This window comes from Legionella anisa (assembly GCF_001467525.1).
In the GTDB taxonomy this organism is placed as follows: Bacteria; Pseudomonadota; Gammaproteobacteria; order Legionellales; family Legionellaceae; genus Legionella; species Legionella anisa.
In genome coordinates this window covers 273,557-290,474 of the sequence record NZ_LNXS01000029.1, presented here as the reverse complement: position 1 = coordinate 290,474, position 16,918 = coordinate 273,557, and the positions used below count along the sequence as shown (strand labels likewise).

Below are 16,918 nucleotides of genomic sequence, written 5' to 3'. Positions count from 1 at the left end.
TGAATTATGAAACACGGGAATTGTAATCACGAACAGCATAAAAAAATGCCATCAGAACCAATGAATGCGCATCAGGCCTGTCATCAACATCATCAGATGCATAGGCAGCCTGGTCATCCAGATGATCATCGAACTGCGACCGGGATCTACACATGTCCTATGCATCCAGAGATTCGTCAATCGGGTCCAGGAAATTGCCCTATTTGTGGTATGGCTTTAGAACCGGAAACCGTTTCCACAGAAAAAGAAAATCCTGAATACAAAAGCATGAAGTATCGATTTTGGTTGGCACTGATTTTGAGTATACCGGTCGCTGTATTAGAAATGGGCGGCCATCTGTTCCATTTTATTTCGGCCAATAGTTCTGCTTGGATTCAGTTTGTATTAGCAACTCCTGTAGTTTTATGGTGTGGTTTGCCTTTTTTCCAGCGCGGCGTTCTTTCACTGAAAACCCGCCAACTGAATATGTTTACACTCATTGCTATGGGGATAGGGGTCGCCTGGGCTTACAGTACCATCGCTCTATTGTTTCCTGGACTATTTCCTGCTGCTTTCCGTAATCAAGGGGTAATCAATGTTTATTTTGAAGCAGCTGCGGTCATCACTACCCTGGTTTTGCTCGGACAAGTTCTGGAATTAAAAGCACGAGAGCAAACGGGCGGCGCCATTCGTGCTTTATTGAATTTAGCTCCTGAAAGCGCCCGCCGAATTGATCATGAGGGTAATGAAGAAGATGTAACACTGGATAAAGTTCAGGTAGGGGATAGGCTTCGTGTACGCCCTGGGGAAAAAATTCCTGTGGATGGTGAGGTACTTGAGGGAAGCAGTAATGTGGATGAATCCATGGTTACTGGGGAATCAATGCCAATAAATAAAGTGGCGGGTTCAAAAGTGATCGGCGCTACAATAAACCAGAATAGCAGCTTTATAATGAGAGCTGAGCATGTGGGTAGTGATACCATGCTAGCACATATTGTACAAATGGTGGGTGATGCACAGCGAAGTCGAGCCCCCATTCAACGATTAGCCGATACGGCTTCAGGATGGTTTGTGCCCACGGTGATTTTGATTGCAGTTGTGGCATTTACTGCCTGGTTTTTCTTAGGTCCACAACCTTCATTCAGTTATGGTTTGCTTGCGGCGGTATCGGTGCTGATTATTGCTTGCCCTTGTGCCTTAGGTTTGGCAACACCTATGTCCATTATGGTTGGTGTTGGTAAAGGCGCTCAGAATGGAGTATTAGTAAAAAATGCCGAAGCCCTGGAACGCTTGGAGAAAATTAAAGTACTCGTTGTCGATAAAACCGGTACTCTAACGCTTGGTCATCCAAAACTAACGCAAATTATTGTTGAAAAAGAATATGAAGCGGATGAACTACTTGCATTAGCTGCTGCATTGGAACAGCAGAGTGAACACCCGCTTGCCAACGCCATCATGACTGCAGCAAAAGAGAAACAGCTGTCATTTGCCACCGCAACGGATTTTAATGCAATTGCAGGGAAAGGCATTATTGGTACGGTTGGTGATGTAAAGGTTGCACTTGGGAATTGGCAATTGATGCAAGAATATGGGACAAATAACACATCGCTCGTCGAGAGTGCTGACGAATTACGAGCTCAGGGAGCAACCGTAATGTTTATGGCTGTCGACGACGAAACCATTGCCATCCTGGCAGTTGAAGATCCAATTAAATCGAGTACGCCTGATGCCATTCTTGAATTGCAAAAAAATGAGATTGAAGTCTATATGCTCACTGGAGACAGTCAAAGAACTGCTGAGTCAGTGGCAAGTCGTTTAGGTATCAAAAATGTGATTGCTGAAATTATGCCTGAGGATAAGCGTCGTATAGTGAGTGAGTTGAAAGATAAAGGTTTTATTGTGGCAATGGCAGGAGACGGGGTGAATGATGCTCCCGCTTTGGCCATCGCAGATATCGGTATTGCAATGGGTACAGGTACTGACGTTGCAATTGAGAGTGCGGGTATTACTTTACTGCATGGAGATTTGCGTGGCATCGTTAAAGCACATCATCTATCTCGAGCAACGATGAGCAACATACGTCAGAATTTATTTTTTGCCTTTCTTTATAACGGATTAGGTGTGCCCTTAGCTGCCGGTGTGTTGTATCCAGTGATGGGATTATTGCTTAATCCCATTATCGCTGCAACCGCGATGGCATTAAGTTCTTTTTCGGTAATTATTAATGCACTTAGATTAAGGCGAATCAGGCTATAAGACGACCTTGTTTCAACAAGTGCTTTAAACTATAGTCTCGTTTTTGTTTGGTTAATACAGAGATTTTTATGTCTAAAATACTCATCAGTGCGTGTCTTCTTGGCCAAAAGGTTCGCTATGATGGAGGCGATTGCTTGCAAAACCATCCTCTTTTACAGCAATGGCTTAAAGAAGGAAGAATAATTACTCTTTGCCCGGAAATGGCAGGAGGATTACCTACACCCAGACCCCCCGCTGAGATTCAAGGCAGAAAATCAGGTGTTGATGTATTAAAGAAACATGCTTTAGTTAAAACAAAGAACAATCAAGATGTTACTGACTATTTTCTTGAAGGTGCCCAAAGAGCGCTGGAGCTCGTAAAGAAACATCAGATCCGTGTTGCTATTTTAAAAGCCAGGAGTCCTTCTTGCGGGTCGAATACAATCTATGATGGAACATTTACGCGCTCATTGATGCAAGGGGAAGGCGTTACCGCTGCATTATTAATAGAGCATGGGATTCAAGTATTTGATGAACACCATATTGATGAGGCATTGCGTGCTGCACTAAGGTAAACCCTTAATGAACTGCAATTTACAAGTCCATAATTTGTGCTTATATTTAACCAACATCTTCAACACCTTTTAGTTCGCTCATTACGGTCTCAACTGGCTTTTCTAGGTTGAAACAGATTAATTCTTACAAGGAGAAACGGTAATGGAATACAAATGCCATAAATGTGGAATGGGAGTGAAAAACTTAACGTGTAGCAAATGCAATTCACTGCTGATTAGCGATGTTGTTAAAACCGATAATGCCAAGGTTCAAGTAGCAAAATGTCCTAATGGGTGTGGACAAATTAAATCACCAACATGTTGTGGTCATGATATGGTAAGCTCGGATTAAAGTTTATTGTAGTCTGGGTGTAGCGAAGCGGAACCCGGGTTTACTTATTTTATAGAATTCCCAGGGTTCCGCTTCGCTACACCCAGGCTACAAATAGACCACTTCGAAATGCTATGGTAAGCTTGCAAACAGATGGATTTGTAAGTTAAGAATAAATCCATATTTCATGCAATATTCTGCTGCATATTCATGATTACGTTGATTTTTTTCCATATCTAAAAGATCAGTTTCCCAAAAGCTGACTACTTCATTGATTTCAGAACGCTCTTCTAAAGTAAGATCACGTCCTTTATCACGAATCGCGCTAACACGTTGAGGCTCTTTTCGGTATCTATTCATAGGACTCACAAATACCTGTTTCTTTGTTTTTTCGGCCCATTTATGTGCCCAAGCGGGTATTTCACTGTAAGGCGCATACTTGTTCTCTTCGGGAGCTGACATGACAAATTTCAAGCAATCAGCGCGTTCCAACATTTTTGCATTAGGCTTCAGGTATCGAATAACGTGCCCATCTTTTTCCAGGCACTTGGGGCTAACTACCAAGGTGGTGCTTTTAGGAAGGTCTGCGAGGATGGAAATACCATTCGATTCAATCTGAGTGTATTGAAAATACGATTTGGCTTCTTCTAAAAATGACGATAAATTTTGTTGTAATGAAGGTTCACCTCCTGTAATTACGAGGACCATTTTTTTTGCCAGGCCTTTTGCCCAGGAGGGTGTTGGCAGATTACGAGTTTGAAAAAACGCAGCAATGACGCTATCTGCTTCTTCGAGTAACGAGTTAAAGCTTCTCCATTCACCGGCATCAAAGTAAGTATCACAAAAGGAACATGCCAAATTACACTTGGCCAAACGAATAAAATAAGCTGGATGGCCACGAAAAGGTCCTTCACCTTGTAAGGTAAAAAAACGACTGGTAATAAAGAGTTCGTCAGGCTTTGCTTCTTTAAAAAAAGCTTTTCCTACACTGTCGTTCATGCCAAACATCTATTTATCCTTTTTTGCATAAAATTCATACATATTATACTCTATTGCATTTAAAATGTGAGTCTTTATACTCATTTTTATTCTATGGAATGTGTCGTTCAAAATCTTTGGGCTTGCAACAGCTTCCCGTCTACAAAGTCTTTTTGATGTTGGGATGTGAACAGTTTGCAGACTGAATTAAAGCAAAACGCTCAATTAAATTGATGTTCTTTGAGGCTAGTACTGCCATGCCATTTGTTTTTTGATGGCGGATGGCGAGTAATTCGATATTATGCACAGCAATCCTTATTAAAATAGAGTAAAAACATCTAAATAAGGGAATAACATTTGAAATGTGTAGTAAAGAAAATAGAGTTTTTCAAAAAAAATACGTCTCTATTGTTTTTGATGATTCGAAATCAGCCGCACAGTCATTAAATTGGAAACGTGTTTTAGTTGCTCACAAAGCTGGGGTAGTGATTCTTTTGGACCGTATATATCAATAAGATTCACGGCAATTATTCCACGCGATTTATTTTCCATTTGTTCGATATTGTATTTTAGTTTTGATATGCTCTGAGTGATTTTACCCATGGTTCCTGGAGTATTTTTATTGATAACAAGTAAACGGTAACAATTAGGAACTTGAGTGGCAGAAAGAGAGATATTTGGAAAATTAACAGAATACTCAATGATTCCGTGCTCTAGGTAATTACAAATATTGCGAATTACCATTTCTGCTGCGGTCTGCTCTGCTTCCTGAGTACTTGCTCCCAAATGAGGAAAGCTCAAAACATTAGGATGTCCAGCCAAATTAATTGTTGGAAAATCGGTGATATAACCCATGATTTGTTGATTATTTAATTGGTGCAAAATAGCTCCTTCACTTACTATTTGTTCGCGTGAAAAATTAAGTAACAGGGTATGGGGTTTCACTAAAGTAATATTTTCTTCATTGATTAAATGGTTGGTTGTTGCAGTTAAAGGAATATGCAGCGTAATAATATCTGCGTGGGCAAGCAATACATTCATATCAATGACTTTTTCAACTCCTGGCATCAATGCAAGCGCATTCGTCAGAGTCATATTGGTATCAAAACCTAATACGTTCATTCCTAAGGCTAATCCAGCATTAGCCACTTTAAACTTTATGCAAAGCTTTACATAAGATCTATTGTGGAAAGTAGGTGATTATGTAAAGTAGTTCAAAAAGACCCAATAATATCAAGACTAATCCTCAAAATTACATTACATAATATTTAAACAATTACAGGCGGTCCTCGATTGAAATAGTTCATGTATATGTCCTCTATAATGATTGCAGCCATTGCAACAGTGATTTATTTTCTTTCCATGAAGGTATTTTGGGTGACGGTGCCGTACTGACTTTTTCAATTGCAGCTCTCTTCATTTCAAGATTAGCTCTGGCATAAATCTCTGTGGTTTTAATATCAACATGGCCTAAGAAATCACGAATGATATCCAATGAGACTCCTCCTTGTAGCAAATGCATCCCTTTAGTGTGCCGAAGCGTATGAGGACTGATTTTTTGTTTAAAATGGGGATAGGCTTCACGTACTAGCCGTTCATATTTTTGTAGAATGTAGTTAACTCCTACCCGTGTTAATTTGTTACCTTGATTGTTTCGGAACAGTGGATAATCAAAAGCTTCGGGACGCAAGAAGTTATTTTCATGCAAGTAGCCTTGCAAAAGGTTGGCTGTATTATCCATAAGTGGAACTACACGTATTTTTCTTCCTTTGCCTAAAATACGAACCTGAGCTGGCGTATCTAATCGTACATCCCCCACTGTCAGATCAATCAACTCCTGTACTCGTGCACCAGTATCATAAAGGACACTTAGTAGCACAACATCTCTTCTACCCTCAGGTTTTTCAAGATCTGGTTGTGCTAAAAGAGCCGCAAGATGATCTTTAGAGAGATAGTTAACTTCAGGACGAACAAACCGACGCAACGGAATGGCCAGTATCCGCTGGCATTGTAGCAAATGGAGTGGGTCTTCTACTTGAATATATCGGAAAAATGCATGCAGTGTGGTGAGACGATGATTTAATGTGCGTGGTGTACAGCGTCTCTCTTTTTCAATATGATCGAGAAATGCTTCTATTAGATCCACATCAACCTGTTCAAGTTGTAGTTTTTCAATCGGAATATTTTTTACATCACGACAAAATCGCAATAGTAAAATAAAGACATCACGATACGCTTTTATAGTATTAGGGCTTAAATTCCTTTGGCCAGCCAGATAGTTGCTCAAGAATCGGCTTAAATAAATTGAAAAATCTGTCGGTTTCATGATTGCCTCCCTTTTGGTATTACACCGCCAAACTGTTTATTCATGCGCTCAGTCAGGTTAGGAAATAACTCAGCCGTCAGATGAAGATATTTCTGTGTACCTGTAAAATTTTTATGGCCAAGGTAGGCTACAAGAAAAGGTAGCTTAGCATTCAGATCACAACCTTCTTCATACCACTGAACCAGTCTGTGTACCGCAAAAGTGTGGCGAAGATCATGGACTCTTGGTCCTTTCCCTCTGCCACCATGAGGAATACCACATTGGAGTAACATCTTTCGGAATAAGGTATAAATGGTTCCCTTGCCCCAACAACTTTCTGAGGGTGAGGGGAAAAAGAGAGTGTCTTCCGTTCGTTTTTCCAGAGAGTGACTATCTATGCTTTCAGCATATACTCGCAAGCGTTCTACCATGTCCAACGCAGGTGGAACCAGCCGGTCTTTACCATGCTTACCTTCTCGAATAATGATGACACCTTGTTTTAAATCAACATCACGAACACGTAAATTCAATACCTCACTTAATCGAAATCCGCACCCATACAATAAGCGAAATATCTCTGGAATAATAAGATGTCGCAAAGGAGAACTTGCTGTGGGTTTAATTTGATCTACAGCATGAAAAATTCTTTGAATTTCGTTTTGTGTAAAAATGTGTGGTGAGAAAGTTTGTGACCGTGGGGTACCAAAGCGATAAGGCGGTACATAAGCTGGGTAACCCAATCGTATCATTAATCGTGCAAGTTGCCGAACGAGAATAATTCGACGTTGTTGTGTTGATGCCTGCTCATCAGGTTGTTTCTCTAGCCATTGCAACACCAGTTCTTTGGGTAGCTCATTTTTCTTTATTGTCGTGTGGCAAAGGAAATCATCAAAGCGCTTTAAAATGCGATCCAGTTTTTCATATTTATATCCACTAGCTCGTTTCTCCAGAATCAATTGGTTTATTATCGGTGCAAGAGGGCTTTCAAACTGAATCATTTTGCTGTTAGTTGACATGATTCACCTCCTTGATAGCCAATGCCACTTGACGTAATGTCTCAACACTTGCTTTCGCATAGATCATAGTTGTATTCATGGAGGCATGACCCAAAATATCAGCAATCACTGAAAACGGGGTATTATCCTCTAGTAAATAAGTAGCTAAACTATGTCGTAGTGAGTGCAGTCCTTGGTGTTGTTGGCTTCTAAATTGAATACCAGCTAAATCGCGCCAATATCTAACTATGTTATAAAAATGCGTATTGTTGCTATAGGGTGCGAAAGGCTGCGTTAACTTCAGAAATACTTGCCTATAATTTGTTTCAGGACGAGCGAATTTAATATAATCGATCAGTGCATTACCTACTTCATTGGTTAAGGGCAAACATAAAGGAATTTTGCTTTTGCCTTGCGTTATTGAGATCATTTCTGCTTCCCAGTCAATATTATCGAATGTAAGCTCACGAATATCACCTAACCTCAATCCTAATCGGCAGGCCAGTAGTAACATGGCATAATCCCGTTTTCCTCTGGGCGAGCTTCTATCGACTGCATCGAGTAATTTAGTTATCAATTCTCGGTCCCAAACGGATGGTATCTTTGCCTGATAAGGAACAGAAACACTTGGTACTGATTGGCTTAAATCTCTTTTCAAGTCACCACGATAAACCAGGAACTTTAAGTACATACGTGTATAGGAAGCAATTCCTGAAATGGTTTTTTGACTGTAACGAGATAAAGAGCAGATGAAGTCGGATATATCCCTTGGCTGTAGCTGGCAAACTGTTTTAATATTTCTTTTCCCTATGAAATCAAGAAATAAACTGAGTTGGCTAATACATGCATTCACAGTACTGTGGCTCAAGTAACGCTTCTCTAGGCAATATTTTTTATATTCATTCAGGCTTTTTTGCATTGCAGGGGGGATTTCAAGTCTGTCTAATACAATCTTGCATCGCTCGAAATGGCCAAAACGAGCATAATTCCATAGTATTTTAAGACTAAATTCAGCATGTCGCCGCCAATCATTGTATGTAAAAGCGGGCAAATCTGAGTGGATGTCATAATGTGCTAAAAATTCAAGAATGAGCGTTTGAGAAAGCTGATTTTTAAACCCTTTATTTTCTGCAAATGTTATTAATCTTCTCCAAGTAGATTGATAACGCCGTATTGAACGGTCATTATAGTGAAGTATCTGCAATTGACTTAAAGCGCCAAACACTAATTCATCTAGTGATAGTTTTGATTTAATTGTCTTCATTGATAATTCTCCGTTAATTGCGGCAATCTTTTATGGCCGCCTGGAGGAATTATCGGAGATATTATGTGAAGTATTTAGGTATCTATGTATTGATAATATTGGCTTTTTTCTAGTTACTTTACATAATCACCTACTTTCCACAATAAACTTTATGCAAAGCTTTACATAAAAGTTACTTAGGCTGACAATTTTTGCTTTTTTAAATCTTCAATACACAATCTCATTTTATAGTGTGGCACTGGATACCATGAAGCTATAAATTCCCCAATGATTTCAAAACCAGCTTTTTTATAAACATGAACAGCTCGCTCATTAGAGATTTCAGGATCAATAAGCACGATTTTAGTATCAGAAAATTGGCTTAAGATAAACTCATGTATCATCTGTACTGATAATCCCTTCCCAATATAATCCAACCTGCAAATGAATAAATCTAGTGTAACTGCACCATCAGGATATTCTTCTGATTTCTCTATTTCAGAAGTAATTAAATAAGCAAATGGAGTTTCATTATCATATGCTATCCAATGAGTTGCCCACGGTTCTCCATCGTTTAAAAATTCATGAAGGTCATTAATTGTATTACTTAGACCATCACCATGAAGCCATTCATTAATATGTGGCTGACTAATCCAGTTAAGAATAAAGTCTTCTTGTGTTTTACTCACTGGTTTAAAATGAAATCGGTTCTCATTATTCATGTTCATAATTGATCTCATGTGCTGGGATAAGATATTGGTTTTTAGTTCTTTATAACCAAATCTTAAACATTGAATACATCTGACGTTTTATTTAATCGCATCATAATCCATATAAATTTCATGCAAAACCTCTTTTACATCAGTACCTTTAATTGGCCAACATAAGGTTTTCCAAAATGCCCATCCTAAAGCTCGTATCCAAGTATCATTATCCAGCTGAACTGCATTTTTAAATACTTCTCGTTCTTCGCTAGAAAAAAAATTCCACGCTATTACCAAATCACAGGCCGGATCACCTACAGCAAGTTGGCCGAAATCGATAATAGCACACAGCCTTCCAGTACGAACTAAAATATTTCCAACAGCTATATCTCCATGAACCCAAACTGGCTTTAAGCGCCATTCAGAAGAAAGTGCCTGTTGCCATAATGATGCGGCAAGTCTTTGTTCATGAACGTTTTTAATTTTAGGAATTGCAAGCCGCATTTCATGATCATAGGCCTTTAATGAACTGCCTCGATAAAAATTATGTGTGCCAGCCAAAGGCCCATCTGTAGCATCTAAAGATTGAAATTCTTTTAAGCACTTCCCCAATGCTTCCGCAAACTCTTTTTTATCATGAATATTCTGTACTGAAGCAGTCTCCCCTTCAATCCAAAGATTGATACTCCAATGCAATGGATAATCTGGTGATGGTTTTCCAAGTGCGATCGGTTGCGTAATTTGAAATGAGAGTTGTTTAGAGAGCCATGGCAACCATTGATATTCTTTATTTATTTGTGGTTCATACTCCCTATCACTAGGTAAACGAATTACCATTTCTTCACCTAAATGAAACGTTCGATTATCCCAACCACTTTGAGCAACTGGATGTATCGGTAGTGATTGCCATTGTGGAAATTGCTCAGCAATCAGCTTTTGGACTAAGTGGGTGTCAATTTTTACTTTATCCATTAAGACCTCTTTTGTTTCTTTATTGTAGGTTTTCTGTGAAATTTATGCGAAATTCCTGCATGCTCAAAATCAAACTCAAATTTAAAACCTAATTTTTCCATAACGCGCAATGATGGATAATTATTGTATGCGGTAAAACAAATAGTGCTAGCCAAATCCAAGTGCTCTTCAGCATACTCCAAGGATGCTTGCCCCATTTCAAATGCTAAACCTTCCCCCCAGTAGCTTTGAGCTATTTGATAAGTTAACTCAACTTCCTCTTTTTCATTTAATACAAATGTCTTTAATCCCCCTCGCCCAACGTAGTTGTGGGTTTCTTTGTCATACCACATCCAGGGAGCAAAACCATATTGGTTGTAATGCGTCATATCCGATTCCAAACGATTTAAAGCCTGGTCCTCATTGTATGAAACACCATAACATTGAATAAACTCAGGATTTGAAAGCATTATTCCATAGTCTTCGTGACAAGCTACCTGGGGAATAAATGCAATAAGACGCGGCGTTTCAATGAATGGTTTATTAACCCCAAAATGTAAAAAGGCTTTCTTATCTATAAGCTGACAAAATTCATTCTTGGCATTGGCATAATCAATCGTATTATCATAGAGTTTGCTCAAGTTGAGCTTAAGTTCTTCATATTCGTTAGCAATATTGGGATAAAGACACAAATAATCGCGAAACAACAGATGCTTCGCATACCAAGAAGATGGAAAATTAACCAAATGAATCTGGTGCGTTCGCTCACCATGTTCATTGTCTTTTTGGAAATAACGCCGATGTGGAAAAACTGATTCAAAAACCTGGTTATATCGATAATCTAATGATTCAATTTTTTGGATATCCTCAGAAGTAAATTCATGCAAACACTTAACACCAATTAAAATATCAATCACTGGTTTTGCATGAATACCAGAAATAGCTGTGCTGCCAATATGCTCAACTTGGATTATATTCTTGATATTCAATTGCAATAACTGTTTTTTCTCTAGCTCAAATGCAGCTAGCCATGCAGAATTATGGGGAAGTAAGGTAATCATATTCTGAGATTTTGTATTTAATAATAACCAAGATTGAGATATCTTAGCATATGTCTTAAAAGTGTATTAAAAATATTCATCATGCCGAGGAAAAAATGATTGCGATAAAAAGGCTAGACCAATTGCATATAGATGAATTGTCATCCTATCTCAATCATTACCAAGAAACGACCATGTTCATTAGGAACAATTTATACCACTCGGGAATTACCTACCAAGATGCGCCATTTCACGGAAAATATTACGGCTCCTTTGAAAACAATAAAATTAATGGTGTTTTAGCACATTATTGGAATGGTAATGTGATGATGCAAACTGAAAATTTTTCTGCATTATCAGCTTTAGTAGAAGAATTTGAGATTAAAAGAACAAGACCAATTGCCGGAATACTTGGCGAAGACACCCAAGCTGGTTTTGTCATTGATCAGCTAAACATAGAAACGTCCCTATTTGCCATTAATTATCAGGAAAAGTTATTTTTACTTAATCTCGACAAAATGACTATACCTCAAGCGATTCATTCCTATAGCTGCACGCTCAAACCAGTACAAGATTGTGACATGGATATCATCAAAGAATGGCTTATCGCTTATCATATTGAAGCCCTAGGGGACGATGCTAATAATCCCACACTGGAACAATCCATTATTGATGAAATTCAAGATACGCAGCTTAGCCAAAATCGATGGGTTTTATTTGTAAATAACACCCCTGTTTCCTTATGTGGCTTTAATGCCAATCTACCTGATATTGTACAGATCGGCCCCGTTTATACCCCGCCTTCATTAAGAAATAAAAGTTTTGCCAGAATTGCTGTGTATCTTTGCCTAAAACAAGCTGCCGACCGAGAAGTCAAAAGAGCCATTTTGTTCACTAATGATAATTCCGCCATATGCGCTTACCAAGCCCTTGGTTTTTACCAAATTGGAAAATATCGATTGGCCTTGTTAAAATAAAGACTTGTTGGAGTCATGGTACAATATTCAGCAAAACAAAATATCCACTGATTTAGAAATGATTTTACTAAACGAACTTTCTGCCAAAAAGAACATAATAAGTTCATTTGCGTTCATTTAATATCAATAAGAAAAGATCCTTGATTTCTAATACTGGCTTGATAATCTGAGAACAACACAACTGAAGAGTCAGCGAAATTCTGACGAAACCACGAGGTCTTGTGACTGCCATCTTGTTCCCTAATTTCATGGCAAAGCGTTTAGCAGGGAAACCCTACCAGGAGATGTATTTACGGTTTTATACCCGAGGAGTGTTTCAAGCACATCATCATTAATAACCAGGTAAATCAACCGATGTTTTGGTGATCTTTTTTTGCATAACCCAATTGGGATGAACAGTCCCTTTGGGGATATTCTCCCTACCTAAAGGAGCTACCATGCAACAACAGGAACCAGCACAACTTGAAATTGAACATTTACTCTTTGAGCTAAATTGTTGTGTGAACGATTTAAGCCGTCACCGACTTCAAATCAACGCTCATTATATTCAGCAGGCTGAGTTAAGTTTGTATAAATTGGAATCCCTGATTTCTTTTGTCAAACAGTTCGATACTCAACGAATTGCTTGTTAATTGAAGCAATTTAAGTCTTATTCGCATAACAGAAAACCAACTGCCTATGCGGATGTTTTTCTGTTATGCGGCTCACATTTAACAATAACAGGAGAATACAATGACTGCATCCTTAAACCGCATTCAATTGATTGGCAATCTTGGTGCTGATCCAAAAAGCATCATCGGAAAAGACGGACAATCTTTTGTCACGGCTACTTTAGCTACCAAGGAATCATTCAAACGAAATGATGAATGGCAAACCAGAGTGGAATGGCATCAGCTGGTACTTTTTGGAAAGTTGAGTAAAGTTACTGAATATTTAAAAAAAGGTTCAAAGGTATACCTTGAAGGTAAACTACGTTCCAATCAATGGACTAACAATGAAGGTAAAACACATCAAACCTTAAGCATCGTCGTCAATCATATTCAGTTGCTAAACTCACCCAAATTAGCTGATGAATCCAGCGACAACACCGCAGAGCACCATATGGCGCAAATACGGGAGTTATTGCAACCCGATTCAGAAGAAGTACCGTTTTAATCTCACCCTACAACGGGAGCAGGCTCCCGTTTGGGATTGCTCCCTTCACATAAGGAGATAATCCCATGGACACCCCTTCAATTTATGTCGCTTGTTTAGCATCATACAATAATGCCATCCTGCATGGTGTTTGGATAGACGCTACACAAAGCGAAGATGACATCATGAAAGAAATCTGGGAAATGCTGGATAACAGCACTGAGCCCAATGCTGAAGAATACGCCATACACGATTATGAAGGATTCGGCAGCATCAAAATTCATGAGTATGAAGGAATACACAATATTGTGGAGTATGCTTCATTTATTCAAGAACACGCAGAGCTAGGTTTAGCCCTTCTCCGTGATTATTCAATAGATGATGCACAAACAATGTTGAAGGATCATTACCAAGGTTGTTATGATTCTGAGGTTGATTTTGCCAGACAGTTATTTGATGACTGTTATGCCCATCAAATGCCGGATAGCTTGATCTGCTACTTTGATTTTGATGCTTTTGCTCGAGATCTTTTTATGAGTGATTACTATTCAGTGGAGACAAACGGGCAGACAAATATTTTTTTAATTTATTAAGCCTCTCTTCGAGGCTTAATTTTTTTAATTTAGTTTCATTCAAGTAATATTTTTAGTTAATTTGGTAATTCCATAATAATCTTATATTATGACGGCATAGAAAATTACCCCAAAAAACCAACTATCCCCAAATTTAAGGTTTTTTTATGCCAAACGAAGAAGTAACAGTATCAAGTGAACTTGGTGGTGTTTCCGGAAAAGTATTGGAAAAATTCATTGATAAATTAGCATCAGATGAAGAATATTCTGAAATAGCTGCTCGGCTAAAGGCCATTGTATTTAATGAAAAAGTATCAGAAAAATCTCTACAAATAGCAATTTTTGGTGAGGAAACCTCATGATCCGTATCAAGAAACTTCTTATTCATGAGTTTCGAGGTATTCGCGACCTTACTATTAATATGAATGGCAATAACTTTGCTATATGTGGCCCAAACGGAACAGGAAAAAGTGGCGTTGTTGACTCAATAGAATTTGCACTTACAGGTAATGTATCTCGTCTTTCAGGACAAGGAACAGGAAATCTATCAGTTAAGGAGCATGGCCCTCACGTTGATTGTCAAGACCATGAAAATGCACGTGTTACACTCACATTCGAAATTATTGCAACTGGTAAAGAAGCCACTATACAAAGAACCGTGAAAAATATTAAAAAACCGAAAATTACCCCAACTGATCCTGATGTAATTGAAGTTTTATCTCATATTGAAGCACACCCTGAATTTGTACTTTCCCGTCGTGAACTAATTAAGTATGTCCTGTCGAATCCAGGTGATCGTGCAAAAGAAGTACAAGCATTATTACGTTTAGATAAATTGGAGTCTTTACGTACCAATTTCCAAAAAATAGCAAATGCTGAGAAACGAAGTGAGAAATCATTTCAAGATCAAGTTGAAAGATCTAAAGATGCACTTATTAATGCCCTTGGGATAACTCAATTGAGTACAAAAAATGTACTAGAACAAATCAACAAGCGCAGAGAATTACTCGACTTGCCTAAAATTGAAGAACTGGAGGCAAATACTTCTTTTAAAGAAGGTTTGGCTACTACTGGAGATAAGGCGTCACAAGCACTTATTGCAAAATCACAAGCACTCATTGATATAACGACTTTAAATGAGAAACAAGAAAATTTATTAGCCAAGGACTTTATTACAAAACACGCCTCTGCTCTTGAAAAGGTATCAGCACTAGCGGCCGATCCCCTAATCGATAAGGCAGTCTTACACAAAAACATGTTGGATGTAGCGTTAGAAATATTTAATGAAAAACAATGTCCTGTTTGTGATACAGAATGGGAAGCAGAAAATTTCAGAACACTCGTTCAAAACAAATTGAGTCGCTTGGATTCACTCAAAAAACAGCAATCTGACATAGAAAATATTATTACACCAATCGCCACAACTATTGAAACCTTAGCTGCTCAAATAATGATTGTAGCAGAATATGGATCATTACTTGCAAAACCTATCAACATTCAACCTATTACCCAATACCAAGCTAATTTAAGCCAAATATGTATTAAATTACGAAGGCTCTTTCCTTTATCAGACACTAAAGCTGCACTAGCAGAATCTTTCAAACCACCAAAAGAATTTGTAACTATCGTAGAAGAAATTAAGAATGCCGTAGAAGCGCTTCCTGATCCCTCAATTCAAGATGCGGCAAAAGAATTTTTAATTGTAGCTCATGAGCGCATCGAAACCTATCGCTCTGCCTCCGCACAGCTTAAAGTATGTCTGTCACGCATATCTATCGCTGACAAAGTACATAAGGTGTATGGCGATGTTATGACCACAGAGTTAGAAAATTTATATGTTAGTGTAGAAAAAAATTTCCGCAATCTCTATCGCATCATCAATGCAGATGATGAGAGTGCTTTTGAAGCCAAACTAACGCCGTCTATGGGTCGTCTTGGATTTGATGTAGATTTTTATGGTCGTGGCTATTACCCACCAGGAGCATTTCATAGCGAAGGACATCAAGATAGTATGGGTTTGTGTCTTTATCTTTCTCTAATGCAGCATTTATTATCAGAAAATTTCACTTTTGCTGTCTTAGATGATGTGCTGATGTCTGTTGATTCCGGACACAGAAGAGAGGTTTGTACATTATTAAAACACAAATTTCCAAGCACACAATTCATACTTACTACTCATGATGATATCTGGTTGCGACACATGAAAACAGCTGGTTTGATAAAACGGAACGGTTTTGTGCATTTCAGAACATGGAGCGTGGATGTCGGGCCAACAGAGTGGGATGACCGCGATGTTTGGCGAGAAATTGATGATCACTTGGCGCATAATAATGTTAGAGATGCAGCAGCACTTCTACGACATTATTTGGAATACCTTGCAAAGGAAATCTGCCATAGATTAAGAGCTCCAGTAGTGTTTCGTGGTGATGCCCAATATTCACTTGGAGATTTACTACCGCCTGGCGTAAAACGGCTCAGAGATTTCTTCAAGGAGGGCATAAAAGTAGCTGTATCTTGGAATCAAATGGATAAAAAAGCATTTATTGAAAAATTATTGCAATCATTAAATGATGCAGCAAATGCATCTGAAGTAGAACAATGGCAAATTAACACTGCTATTCATTATAACGAATGGGAAAACCTGACTAAACGAGACTTTGAACCAGTAATTGAGGCATTTAAGCAACTCAATCAAGTATTCGAATGCAAAACTTGTGAGGAATTACTTTATGTTTCACCTGAGCGAGGAAATAAAGAGGCTGTGCGTTGTGGATGTGGTTCTATAAATATAAACCTTATTGGAAAAAGCTAATAACAAGATGGAAAATAAAGTTGACTAGCAATTGGCAAGAAGTTAAATTTTGAAAAAATATAATTCCTAAAATGTTATATCTTACTTAATTTAAACATATTGAAGAAG

Annotated in this window: 16 protein-coding genes; 8 read left to right on the top strand and 8 right to left on the bottom strand. The window is 38.3% G+C overall.

Features of this window, described 5'->3' with window-relative positions; all coding sequences use genetic code 11:
- Positions 1-6 precede the first annotated feature (6 nt).
- Together Lani_RS10505 and Lani_RS10500 are read left to right on the top strand one after the other, a co-directional pair.
- The gene (locus Lani_RS10505; protein ID WP_019235685.1) at positions 7-2,235 is read left to right on the top strand and encodes a copper-transporting P-type ATPase; all 2,229 of its coding nucleotides are present in this window, start codon (positions 7-9) and stop codon (positions 2,233-2,235) included.
- A gap of 68 nt (positions 2,236-2,303) precedes the next feature.
- On the top strand, positions 2,304-2,789 hold the full coding sequence (locus Lani_RS10500) for a 2-thiouracil desulfurase family protein (protein ID WP_019235684.1): 486 nt from the start codon (positions 2,304-2,306) through the stop codon (positions 2,787-2,789).
- Positions 2,790-3,231: 442 nt separating this feature from the next.
- On the opposite strand, the gene Lani_RS10490 is transcribed toward Lani_RS10500, so the two are convergent.
- From Lani_RS10490 to Lani_RS19740, 8 genes are all read right to left on the bottom strand, one after another.
- Positions 3,232-4,107 (bottom strand): 7-carboxy-7-deazaguanine synthase QueE, encoded by an 876-nt coding sequence (locus tag Lani_RS10490; protein WP_019235682.1) that lies wholly within the window; start codon positions 4,105-4,107, stop codon positions 3,232-3,234.
- A gap of 375 nt (positions 4,108-4,482) precedes the next feature.
- Entirely contained in the window at positions 4,483-5,226 is a 744-nt protein-coding gene (locus Lani_RS10485; protein WP_223499405.1) for an NAD(P)-dependent oxidoreductase, read from the bottom strand.
- A 169-nt stretch (positions 5,227-5,395) separates the two neighbouring features.
- Positions 5,396-6,403 carry a site-specific integrase gene (locus Lani_RS10480; RefSeq protein WP_019234427.1) on the bottom strand — a complete coding sequence of 336 codons (1,008 nt, stop codon included), beginning with the start codon at positions 6,401-6,403 and terminating at the stop codon, positions 5,396-5,398.
- Positions 6,400-7,398 (bottom strand): tyrosine-type recombinase/integrase, encoded by a 999-nt coding sequence (locus tag Lani_RS10475; protein WP_019234426.1) that lies wholly within the window; start codon positions 7,396-7,398, stop codon positions 6,400-6,402. The genes Lani_RS10480 and Lani_RS10475 overlap by 4 nt, the downstream gene beginning before the upstream one ends.
- Entirely contained in the window at positions 7,388-8,641 is a 1,254-nt protein-coding gene (locus Lani_RS10470) for a site-specific integrase (RefSeq protein ID WP_019234425.1), read from the bottom strand. Before Lani_RS10470 ends, Lani_RS10475 begins: the two co-directional genes overlap by 11 nt.
- 176 nt (positions 8,642-8,817) lie before the next feature.
- Positions 8,818-9,348 (bottom strand): GNAT family N-acetyltransferase, encoded by a 531-nt coding sequence (locus Lani_RS10465; protein ID WP_019234847.1) that lies wholly within the window; start codon positions 9,346-9,348, stop codon positions 8,818-8,820.
- A gap of 81 nt (positions 9,349-9,429) precedes the next feature.
- Entirely contained in the window at positions 9,430-10,296 is an 867-nt protein-coding gene (locus tag Lani_RS10460) for an aminoglycoside phosphotransferase family protein (protein WP_019234846.1), read from the bottom strand.
- Complete coding sequence (locus tag Lani_RS19740; RefSeq protein WP_019234845.1) at positions 10,296-11,336, bottom strand: bifunctional GrpB family protein/GNAT family N-acetyltransferase; 1,041 nt, start codon at positions 11,334-11,336, stop codon at positions 10,296-10,298. The genes Lani_RS10460 and Lani_RS19740 overlap by 1 nt, the downstream gene beginning before the upstream one ends.
- A gap of 95 nt (positions 11,337-11,431) precedes the next feature.
- Here Lani_RS19740 and Lani_RS10450 point away from each other — a divergent pair, with 95 nt between their 5' ends.
- From Lani_RS10450 to Lani_RS10425, 6 genes are all read left to right on the top strand, one after another.
- A complete protein-coding gene (locus Lani_RS10450; protein WP_019234844.1) occupies positions 11,432-12,292 on the top strand; it encodes a GNAT family N-acetyltransferase in 861 nt (286 codons plus the stop codon).
- Positions 12,293-12,729: 437 nt separating this feature from the next.
- On the top strand, positions 12,730-12,924 hold the full coding sequence (locus Lani_RS10445) for a hypothetical protein (protein WP_019234843.1): 195 nt from the start codon (positions 12,730-12,732) through the stop codon (positions 12,922-12,924).
- A 100-nt stretch (positions 12,925-13,024) separates the two neighbouring features.
- Positions 13,025-13,447: a single-stranded DNA-binding protein gene (locus Lani_RS10440; RefSeq protein WP_019234842.1), complete on the top strand. Its 423-nt coding sequence runs from the start codon at positions 13,025-13,027 to the stop codon at positions 13,445-13,447.
- Between the two features lie 65 nt (positions 13,448-13,512).
- A complete protein-coding gene (locus Lani_RS10435) occupies positions 13,513-14,019 on the top strand; it encodes an antirestriction protein ArdA (RefSeq protein ID WP_019234841.1) in 507 nt (168 codons plus the stop codon).
- A gap of 146 nt (positions 14,020-14,165) precedes the next feature.
- Positions 14,166-14,360: a hypothetical protein gene (locus Lani_RS10430; protein WP_019234840.1), complete on the top strand. Its 195-nt coding sequence runs from the start codon at positions 14,166-14,168 to the stop codon at positions 14,358-14,360.
- Positions 14,357-16,810: an ATP-binding protein gene (locus Lani_RS10425; protein WP_019234839.1), complete on the top strand. Its 2,454-nt coding sequence runs from the start codon at positions 14,357-14,359 to the stop codon at positions 16,808-16,810. Before Lani_RS10430 ends, Lani_RS10425 begins: the two co-directional genes overlap by 4 nt.
- Positions 16,811-16,918 lie beyond the last annotated feature (108 nt).